General features: G+C 66.1%; 12 protein-coding genes. 4 read left to right on the forward strand and 8 right to left on the reverse strand.

Annotation, left to right across the window (positions count from 1 at the left end; translation table 11 throughout):
• Nucleotides 1-20 precede the first annotated feature (20 nt).
• The 3 genes from L288_RS30750 (at nt 21) to L288_RS30760 (ending at nt 2,118) form a co-directional block, all read left to right on the forward strand.
• Nucleotides 21-1,151, forward strand: a complete 1,131-nt coding sequence (locus L288_RS30750; RefSeq protein WP_021238042.1) for a tyrosine-protein phosphatase — start codon at nt 21-23, stop codon at nt 1,149-1,151.
• Between the two features lie 110 nt (nt 1,152-1,261).
• Nucleotides 1,262-1,486 (forward strand): hypothetical protein, encoded by a 225-nt coding sequence (locus L288_RS30755; RefSeq protein ID WP_051209637.1) that lies wholly within the window; start codon nt 1,262-1,264, stop codon nt 1,484-1,486.
• Nucleotides 1,483-2,118 carry a DUF4142 domain-containing protein gene (locus L288_RS30760; protein ID WP_021238044.1) on the forward strand — a complete coding sequence of 212 codons (636 nt, stop codon included), beginning with the start codon at nt 1,483-1,485 and terminating at the stop codon, nt 2,116-2,118. The genes L288_RS30755 and L288_RS30760 overlap by 4 nt, the downstream gene beginning before the upstream one ends.
• An 80-nt stretch (nt 2,119-2,198) precedes the next feature.
• On the opposite strand, the gene L288_RS0121505 is transcribed toward L288_RS30760, so the two are convergent.
• The 4 genes from L288_RS0121505 to L288_RS30775 are packed head-to-tail and all read right to left on the reverse strand — an operon-like array spanning nt 2,199 to nt 4,511.
• Nucleotides 2,199-2,459, reverse strand: coding sequence for a hypothetical protein (locus tag L288_RS0121505; protein WP_021238045.1), 261 nt, complete (start codon nt 2,457-2,459; stop codon nt 2,199-2,201).
• Between the two features lie 49 nt (nt 2,460-2,508).
• Nucleotides 2,509-3,282: a ZIP family metal transporter gene (locus L288_RS30765; protein ID WP_021238046.1), complete on the reverse strand. Its 774-nt coding sequence runs from the start codon at nt 3,280-3,282 to the stop codon at nt 2,509-2,511.
• Between the two features lie 34 nt (nt 3,283-3,316).
• Nucleotides 3,317-4,285: a manganese catalase family protein gene (locus L288_RS30770; RefSeq protein WP_021238047.1), complete on the reverse strand. Its 969-nt coding sequence runs from the start codon at nt 4,283-4,285 to the stop codon at nt 3,317-3,319.
• Complete coding sequence (locus L288_RS30775; protein WP_152522055.1) at nt 4,272-4,511, reverse strand: hypothetical protein; 240 nt, start codon at nt 4,509-4,511, stop codon at nt 4,272-4,274. The genes L288_RS30770 and L288_RS30775 overlap by 14 nt, the downstream gene beginning before the upstream one ends.
• A 168-nt stretch (nt 4,512-4,679) precedes the next feature.
• Between L288_RS30775 and L288_RS30780 the strand changes: the two genes are divergently transcribed.
• Nucleotides 4,680-5,252 carry a DNA-3-methyladenine glycosylase gene (locus L288_RS30780; RefSeq protein ID WP_021238049.1) on the forward strand — a complete coding sequence of 191 codons (573 nt, stop codon included), beginning with the start codon at nt 4,680-4,682 and terminating at the stop codon, nt 5,250-5,252.
• 79 nt (nt 5,253-5,331) lie between these two features.
• Here L288_RS30780 and L288_RS30785 read toward each other — a convergent pair whose 3' ends face one another.
• The 4 genes from L288_RS30785 to L288_RS30800 all read right to left on the reverse strand — a co-directional run.
• Nucleotides 5,332-6,375, reverse strand: coding sequence for an NAD-dependent epimerase/dehydratase family protein (locus tag L288_RS30785; protein WP_021238050.1), 1,044 nt, complete (start codon nt 6,373-6,375; stop codon nt 5,332-5,334).
• Between the two features lie 26 nt (nt 6,376-6,401).
• A complete protein-coding gene (locus tag L288_RS30790) occupies nt 6,402-7,481 on the reverse strand; it encodes a CgeB family protein (protein ID WP_021238051.1) in 1,080 nt (359 codons plus the stop codon).
• Nucleotides 7,478-8,584: a CgeB family protein gene (locus L288_RS30795; RefSeq protein WP_021238052.1), complete on the reverse strand. Its 1,107-nt coding sequence runs from the start codon at nt 8,582-8,584 to the stop codon at nt 7,478-7,480. Before L288_RS30795 ends, L288_RS30790 begins: the two co-directional genes overlap by 4 nt.
• A partial coding sequence (locus L288_RS30800; protein WP_021238053.1) for a glycosyltransferase family protein occupies nt 8,581-9,090 on the reverse strand: 510 nt, incomplete at its 5' end. The genes L288_RS30800 and L288_RS30795, both read right to left, overlap by 4 nt.

The raw sequence follows: 9,090 nt of genomic DNA on the forward strand, positions 1-9,090 counted from the left end.
CAACGTGGGTGAGGAATTAAATGACGATGCTTTCGCTTGACCGTCGGACCTTTGTTTCCACGGCTTTTCTGACGTCGGTCGCGGGCCTGACGGGATGCGCCACGCCTGCATATCGCGCCCGAAGCGGCGCGATCCCCTTCCGCTCGGCCGTCGTCGCGAAGATGGACGGCGGCGATGATTTCCAGCTTGAATGGCAGGCCGATGGCGTGCAGCGCGTCACCGTCTATGCCGGGACCGGTCCAGCGCCGGTCCTGACAGGAAAGCCCGCTGGTGAGGGCGCCGGATCGGGGCGCATCATCGTCAAGGGGCTTGCCCCGGACCAGCGGCCCTTCTTCACGCTGGTGCCGGACAGCGGCGCGCCGCTGGTCATCGCCGACCGGGCGCTTCACCTGCCCAGCATCGCCAATCTGCGCGACATTGGCGGTTATCGCACGGCGGATGGACGCTGGGTAAAGATGGGGCTGCTCTATCGTTCCGACCAGCTCGACCGGGTGAGCGACGCGGACCTGTCGAAAATGTCGCAGCTTGGCCTTCAGCTTGTGGTCGATCTGCGCACACAGAGTGAGCGAGCGCGGGAGCCAGACCGCTTGCCACCGGCCACGCCGTCGCTGGTGCTGGATGTCGCGGGCGACGGCGAAGGATCGCTGGGCGGCGACATGCGCAAGGCGATGACCGCCATCTCTTCGGGCAAGGGCGTCGAGCTGCTGACGGAGGCCAACCGGGATTTCGTGTCCCTGCCCAGCGCCCGCCGCGCCTATGCGCAGATGCTGGACCGGCTGGCGGCGCAGCAAGCGCCGATGCTGTATCACTGCACGGCGGGCAAGGACCGCACCGGCTGGGCCAGCGCCGTCATCCTCACCCTGCTGGGCGTGCCGAGGGAAACGGTGATGGCCGACTATCTCGCCAGCAACCGGTTCCTGAAGGCGAAGAATGCGGCGGCGATGGCCGCGCTGTCGAAATCGGGCAGTTCCCTGGACCCCGCCTTCCTTGAGCCCGTGCTCACCGTGCGGGCCAGCTATCTGGAGGCCGCCTTTGCCGAGGTGGAGAAGCGCCATGGGTCGTTCGACGCCTATATCGCGCAGGGGCTGGGCATCAGCGACGCGACGGTGGAGCGGCTTCGCGGCCATTATCTGATGGGCACGGCCGTCTGAGGCAGGGGCGGGCGCGGAAAAGCGCCCCTGCGCTAATGTGGGTTGCCCTGCCCGGTGCGACCGTGTGGAGGGGCAAGCGTTCTGCCTTGTCCCACCATATGGAGACCGGCATGACATTTCGCTCCCGCCCTTCCATCATAGCGTCCTGCGCCACCGCATTGGCCGCGCTCGCCCTGCTGGGCGCATGCAGCCCTGCGGCGAACCAGGAAAATGGCCGCGTGCCCGGCGGCACCAACCAGCAGCAGGCGATCAATGCCGCGGGCGATACCGGCGCTTCCAACAGCATGCCCGGCATCGGCGCGCCCGGCACCGGCGGGGAAGGAACCCAGCCATGAGCGTGAACCGCAGCCTCATTTGCGCCGCGATGGTGCTGGCGCCGCTGGCCGCATGCAACCAGACGAGCGGCGTTTCCGGCCAGGACGAGCTGGCCAATGGCAGCGCCACGGTCGCGCGCCATTATGAAGGGCCAAAGCCCGAAGGCGTATCCAGCCCGAATGACGCGGTGACGACGACCTTCTACATCCCGCAGGCGGCGATCGGCGATATGTACGAGATTCAGTCGAGCGAACTGGCGCTGGTGCGCGCCCGCGCGCCGGAGGTGAAGGCCTTCGCCCGCCAGATGATCGAGGATCACAAGAAGACGAGCGCGGCCCTGCGGCAGTTCGTGGCTGACAACCCGGTGAACATCGCCATCCCGAAGAATATGGACGCGCGCCGCAACGCCATGCTGTCCAACCTCAAATCAGCGGGCGACGCCGAGTTCGACGCGCAATATATCGGGCAGCAGGCGGCGGCCCATCAGGAGGCTTTCAACCTGCACAGCAGCTATGCGTCACGCGGCGATTATGCGGCGCTCAAGACATTGGCGCAGTCGACGGCGAAGATAGTCGGGCACCATCGCGAGGAAGCCGCGGCGCTCGATGCCAGGTTCGGGACGCCTGCCAACAAGGCGAAGTCGGGGACCTGAGGCGGCGCGTGGGCCTTTGCTGATCAGGATGAAGCGCGACGTGCTCCCGCGCAGGAACACGCCGCGCTTCACCTTACCCTTCAAGGCGCGCTGGCATTGCCAGCCTGATCATTTCCCATCGCCCCGCCCATGGCATTGCCGCCTGCGCCGTTCATCGGCGCGTTGGGCGGCACTTGGCCCGATCCGCTGACCGGCGCCGGGGCCGAACTCATATTGCCGGGCGCATCGTCCATCCGGTTGATCGCGGCTGAATTCACCATCGCATCATTCTGGCTGCCCTGATCCTGCGAGCAGGCGGCAGCGCCGAGCGTGCACATCAGCAGCATGGTTCGAACGATCATCTTGCATTCTCCTCTGCTTGGAAGCGGTTGGGCGAGCCTTTCCTCGCGCTCATGCCAGCGCGAGATCGAGCACCATCATCAGGCACAGCCCGGCGATCAGGCTGATCTGCGCCCGGTTCGACCGCTCGTGCGCGAGCGCCGGGACGATCTGGCTCATGGTGACGGAAATCATCGCGCCCGCAGCGATGCAGAGCGCCCAGGGCAGAAGCGGCTGGAACTGCGCCACCAGCAGCGCGCCGATGGTGCCCGCGACCGGCTCCACAAGGCCCGAAGCCACCGCGCCCCAGAAGGACACCGCCGGGGAATAGCGCAGCGCCAGCGCGCAGTTGACCGCGAAGCCTTCCGGTATGTTCTGGATGCCGATGCCAAGCGCGGTCGTGCTGCCTTCCGCATAACCCCCGCCTGCGAAGCTGACGCCGACCGCCATGCCTTCGGGCACATTGTGCAGCGTGATCGCGGCGACGAACAGCCAGATGGACTGCTCGCTCATCAGCCAGGAGGAAGAGGGGGCGACGGGCGCATCGGGCGCGGGGAAGAAGCGGGCGAGCGCCATGATGACGGCCGCGCCCAAGGCGACAGACCCGGCGGAGATGAGAGCGGAACGCCATGACCCTGCTCCTTGAGCCTCCAGATGATGGAGCGCCGGGATGATCAGCGAAAAGAAGGATGCGGCGAGCATGACGCCCGCCGCAAATCCCAGCAGCACGCCCTGGTGGCGCTGCGCCGAGCGGCCGATGCCCAGCATGGGCAGCGCCCCCAGCGCTGTCGCGAGGCCCGCCAGCAGGCTGCCCAGAGCGCCCGCCAGCGCAGGCGTCAGGGTCAAGCCTCAGGCCCCATAGCGCTTGAGCAGCCTCGCCTCATCGCTCCTCCACTTCAGGGGTTTGCGCGCGGGCCATGGCCTTTGCCTCGTCCATGTCCGACGCGCCGCCCTGATCCTCGTCCGACAGCTTGCCAGCACCGGGACCCGCGCCCAGATCAGCGCCCGTCGTCGGGCTGGCGTCAGGATCGGATGCAAGCCGCGCGGTCATGGCGGTATAATCCTTCATCTCCTGCTCGCCAAGCTGCACGCTCGCGAGGCCGTCGCCGCCATCGAGCGGCAGATTGCCTTCGATATCGTCCATCCGTTCCCATTGTTCGCCGCTGTTCCACGGCCCCGTCGTATCGCCTTCACCCTGCGAGGTGTTGACATAGAGGTTGGCATAGGCGCTGAGGCCGGGCAGCTTGCCGGGAGGGAAATTGTCCTGAATCGAATAGAGCGCCTTTTCGAAGCTTTTCTGGTGCGCCACTTCACGGGTCATCAGGAAACCCAGCGCATCCTTGATGCCCGGATCGTCAGTGATGTTGATCAGCCGTTCATAGATGATCTTGGCCCGGCTTTCCGCCGCGATGTTGGACCGCAGATCGCAGGTCGGATCGCCCCGGCTGTCGACATAGGCGGCGGTCCATGGCACGCCCGACGAGTTGGTGAGCGCGGGTCCGCCGCCATAGAGGATGGACTGGGTATGGCTGTCGCCGCCCGCGTTGAGGGACATATAGAGGTCGGCCTCTTCCAGCGAGGCTTCGCTGAGAGATCCCTTCGCGCCCTTGTTCAGCATCGCCACGATCGATCCGATCACTTCCAGGTGGCTGAGTTCCTCGGTGGCGATGTCGAGCAGCATGTCCTTGCGGCCCGCATCCTCCTCCGCAATGCCCTGGGTGAAATAGCGCATGGCGGCGGCCAGTTCGCCGTCCGGTCCGCCAAATTGTTCCAGCAGCAGGGAGCCGAGCGCGGGGTTGGGTTCCGACACGCGCACCGTATATTGCAATCGCTTGTTATGCATGAACATCCGTTCTTCTCCTCATATTCCGGCCAAGATGACGGCTTCCCGCGCACAGCAGTCCGCCCAGGGCAGTCGCGGCGGCGATGCAGGCGATGCTCGCCAGCAGCAGCGGGGGCGTTATCGCATCGCCGTCCAGCAACAGGCGCAGGACGATGATCCAGAGCCCCGCCAGAACGATCGCCAGACCGGCGAGAAAGCGGCCCATGGTTCGGCCATTGTGGCGAGCGATCATGTCTGACTCCGCGACTTCCAGAGCCTTTTTCAAGCGATCCAGCCGCCGCCGGTTCCAGTCATGAAGCGTGGCGGCTAACCTGAATTACTCACGCCACAGAGATGATAATGAGGGGAGCTTTTCCCCGGACCCGAAACCATCAGCGGGACAAAGAATGAGCAGAGGGCGATGACCGGAATCACACTCACCAGCAGCTTCTTCGCGCGTCCGGCGGAGGAGGTCGCGCCCGCCCTGATCGGCGCGATGGTAATGGTGGACGGCTGCGGCGGGATGATCGTGGAGACGGAAGCCTATGACGCCGCCGATCCGGCATCGCACAGCTTTGGCGGGCCGACAAAGCGGAACGCCGCAATGTTCGGGCCGCCCGGCCACGCCTATGTCTATCGCATCTACGGGCTGCACTGGTGCCTCAACTTCGTCTGCGCGCCGGGCAGCGCGGTGCTGATCCGGGCGCTGGAGCCAAGGGCCGGGGTGGAGGAAATGGCGGCGCGGCGGGGAACGGGCGATGTGCGGCGGCTATGTTCCGGGCCGGGGAAGCTGGCCCAGGCGCTGGGGGTCGATGGGACGTTCAACCGCCTTCCCCTTGATCAGCCGCCATTCGGGTTAAGCGCAGCTAAGGGGACGGAGACGGTCGTGCCTGACCGGCGCATCGGCATCAGCGTAGGGACGCAGACGCCCTGGCGGTTCCTGCTGGCGGGATCACCCTTCGTAAGCAAGCCGCCTCACCGCCGTTTGCCCTGAGTGAAGTTGAGGCGTCCTGCCTTCGACTTCGCTCAGGGCGGGGGCTTCTACACGCTCAGCCCGAACGGGTGGGGTGGCGTTATTCCGCTGCTATGCTGGCGCCGGGCGCAGCGACAGACAGCGCAGCCTGTGAGGCGAAGGTTTCCGCCGACCCCGCGTACAGCTCCTTGGCGAAGAAGGCGCAGGTGAGGGCCAGTCCCTGCTGCAACGGGATTTTCGGTTTCCAGCCGAGCAGCGTCTGCGCGCGGCGGATGTCGGGGCGGCGGCGGCGCGGATCGTCCACGGGGAGCGGCAGGTGGATGACGCGGGAGGCCGCGCCGGTCTGGGCAAGGACTTCCTCCAGCAGCTCCATGATCGTATATTCGTCGGGATTGCCGAGGTTGACCGGCTGGAGGTCGGGCATGTCGCTTTCCATCAGGCGCATGAGGCCATCGACCATGTCCGATACATAGCAGAAGCTGCGCGTCTGCGATCCGTCGCCGTAGATGGTGATGTCTTCCCCCGACAGCGCCTGGCAGACAAGGTTGGATATCACGCGGCCGTCATCGGGGTGCATGTTCGGGCCATAGGTGTTGAAGATGCGCGCAACGCGCACGTCCGCCCGGCCAAGGCGCGCGAAGTCGAACGCCATGGCTTCGGCCGCGCGCTTCCCTTCGTCATAGCAGGCGCGTGGGCCGGTGCAGTTCACCCAGCCGCGATAATCCTCCTGCTGCGGATGCGCTTCGGGATCGCCATAGACTTCGCTGGTGGAGGTCAGCAGGAAGCGCGCGCCATTCTGTTCGGCAAGGCGCAGCAGGCGGTCGGTGCCGACGACGCTGGTCAGCATCGTATGTTCGGGATCGGCCTGATATTGCGGCGGCGATGCGGCGCAGGCGAGATTGTAGATGCGGCTGATGTCGCGCCTGCGAGTTACGGCATCGGGCAGTGGATCGACGATGTCCGCGCGCACGAAGGTGAAGTTGCGATGTCCCTCCAGCATGTCGAGATTGACTTCGCGCGCGGTCTGGAGGCTGTCGAGGCAGATCACCTCATGCCCCTGATCCAGCAGGGCGCGGCACAGGTGGGACCCGATGAACCCGGCTCCCCCCGCGACCAAGGCTATGTGCGACTTTGACTTTCTCATCAGCCTTTTATCCTTATCGTCAGATGTCATTCCGCCGCCGCCATCGCATCGTCCGCGCGCATCGCGGCGGCGTCCGACAGGCAGGCTTCCAGTTCCGCCGCGCGGCTTCGCGAGGTGTGCTGGGCAAGGATGCGGCTGCGCGCCGCATGCCCTATGCATGAGCGGTCCTCGTCCAGCGCGACGATCACCTGTTCGCGGTTCCAGGCGAACAGGATCTCGCGGTTCGGTTCCAGCAAATCGCCAAGGCCCGGCCAGACGTCGGAAATGACCGGCGTTGCGCAGGCTCCGGCTTCGAAGAGGCGGACCGAGGGGGACCAACCCGCCTCGATCATGTCGGCGCGGGTGACGTTCAGCGTATAACGGGACGCGGAATAGAATTCGGCATGGTCCCGCGGCGGCAGATGCTCGATCCGCTCGACATTGGCGGGCCAGTCGATGTCATCGGGATATTGCGCGCCAGCGACGACGAACCGCTTTTCCGGCAGCAGCCGCGCGGGTTCGATCAGCAGCTTTTCCAGCGTCGGCTGGCGGTCCGGGCTGTAGGTCCCGAGGTAGGACAGGTCCCAGCGCTTCGGCACGTCCAGCGGCTGATAGGCGCCGGCGTCGACCGAGCAGTAGAGCGGCCGCGCCATCGGCGACCCATATTCGCGCTGCAACAGATCCAGCGTCGGTCCGCCCGTGAAGGAGCAATAGACATCATAGCCGGGGATCAGATCGGCCGACAGATAGTCGCACTCCCCCTGGCGCAGCTTGGCGAGGGTGACGGGCGTGTCGATATCGTAGAAGGCGGTGACGCCGCCAGCATGACGCTGGACATATGCGCCGACCGCGACGCCGTCAGGCACATAGGAGCCGACCATGACGGCATCCGCCGATGCGATCTCGCCGCGCCAGCGATCGAGTTCGTCCACGCTGCCGTAAAATTCAAGGCTGCAATAATCCGGGTCGGCGATATCGCGCTGGCTGGCATACCAGGGCACATCGCGCTCCAGGAACAATATGTCATGGCCGCGCGCGGCGAAGGAGGACAGCAGCGCGCGGAAGGTGGTGGCGTGGCCATTGCCCCAGGAGGAGGACAGGCTGAGCCCCAGGACGACGAGTTTCATGCTCTCTCCATCTGCTGTTGCCGGTGGGTGATGCTGGCTGAACGGTCGCGCAGGATTTGATCCACCTGCTCCCCGCGCAGCGCATAGCTATGTTCGGCGCGGACGCGGGCGAGCGCGGCCTGCCCGATCGACCGCGCGCGGCCGGGGGTCAGGGCGGCGAGATGCGCGGCGACATCCTGCCCGTCGCGCGCGACCAGCACTTCCTCATCGGGCTTCAGGAACAGCTCTATCCCCTCCCACGCGTCGGTGATGAGGCAGGCGGCGGCGCCTGCCGCTTCGAACACGCGGGTGGCGGGCGAAAAGCCGATATGCGCCATGCTGTCCCGCGCCACGTTCAGCACGGCGAGCGGGCTGCAATTGAAGGCATTATGTTCGGCCGTATAGACATGGCCGCGATGGCGGACATTGGCGGGCATGGCCTTGCTGTCCCAGCCATTGCCGCCGATCAGGAAGGACTTTTCGGGCGACAGGGCGGCGGCCTTGAGGAAGAATTCCTCCACCCGCGCTTCGCGGTCGGGCAGGCGATTGCCGAGGAAGGCGAGGTCGCAGGCGAAGCGCGGATCGGGCTCCACCGGATGATGGGTGGTGGGGTCGAGCGCATTGTAGATGGGAATGCACTCTCGCGCGCCGAAGCCGCGATAGGCATCGACCACCGGCTGGCCGCCGCCATAGGTGAGCACCATGTCGAGGTCCGGCAGGGCGCGGCGGATGGGATGAGCGGGCGCGCTGCGCATCTCGTCCAGCGTGGCGGCGGCGTCCACGTCCCAGAAGATGCGCAGGGCGTGGGGCTTCGCGCGCTGCATGACGCCCTCGATCAGTTCGTCGTCGAATACGCCAACGCCGCTGGCCTTCACGACCACGTCGGCATCGGCGGCTTCGTCCATCACGCGGAGCAGCGCTTCGGGCGTGGCGTCATAGACCACCACCCGCGCCCATTCCGGCGGGTCGATGTCGCGATGCTGCTGGCGGTCGAAGGCGTCGGGTTCATAGAAGACGATGTCGTGCCCGCGACCGGCAAGCTCGCGCAGGATGCCGCGATAATAAGTCGCGGCTCCATTCCAGTAGGAGGAAAGCAGACTTGATCCGTAAAAGGCGATCTTCATGCGACGATCCTTGCAAGGTGCGGCTGCGCGGCAGGGTTCAGCGTTTCGACGATGCGCATCAGTTCCTGCGCGCGGTGGGCGCAGCTATGGCGGGCGCGGACCGTTTCCAGGCCGCTTTGGACGAGCGATGCGCGCAGGGCGGGGTCGGCGCTGATTGCGCGCAGGTGGCGCGTCATTTCCGCGCCGTCGCGGGCGAAGAGGAAATCCTGCCCCGGCCGGAACAGATGCTCGCTGTCTTCCCACGGTGCGGAGACGAGCGGGATGCCGCAGGCCAGCGCTTCGAACACGCGGATGGTGGGGATGCCGGGCAATAGCTGGGTATAATAGCGGCGCGGCACATGGACGGTGGCGAGGTGGCGGGCGAAGATGGCGGGGGCGGCTGCGTTGGCGGCCCAGCCGTGATAGCGGACGCCGTAGCGGGCGAGGGTCGCCAGTGCTTCCCTGGGGTAGCGCACGCCGTAAATGTCGAGCGGCAGGGCGGCGTCCTGTGCGGGGCGGAAGAGATA

The organism is Sphingobium quisquiliarum P25 (assembly GCF_000445065.1).
GTDB lineage: Bacteria > Pseudomonadota > Alphaproteobacteria > Sphingomonadales > Sphingomonadaceae > Sphingobium > Sphingobium quisquiliarum.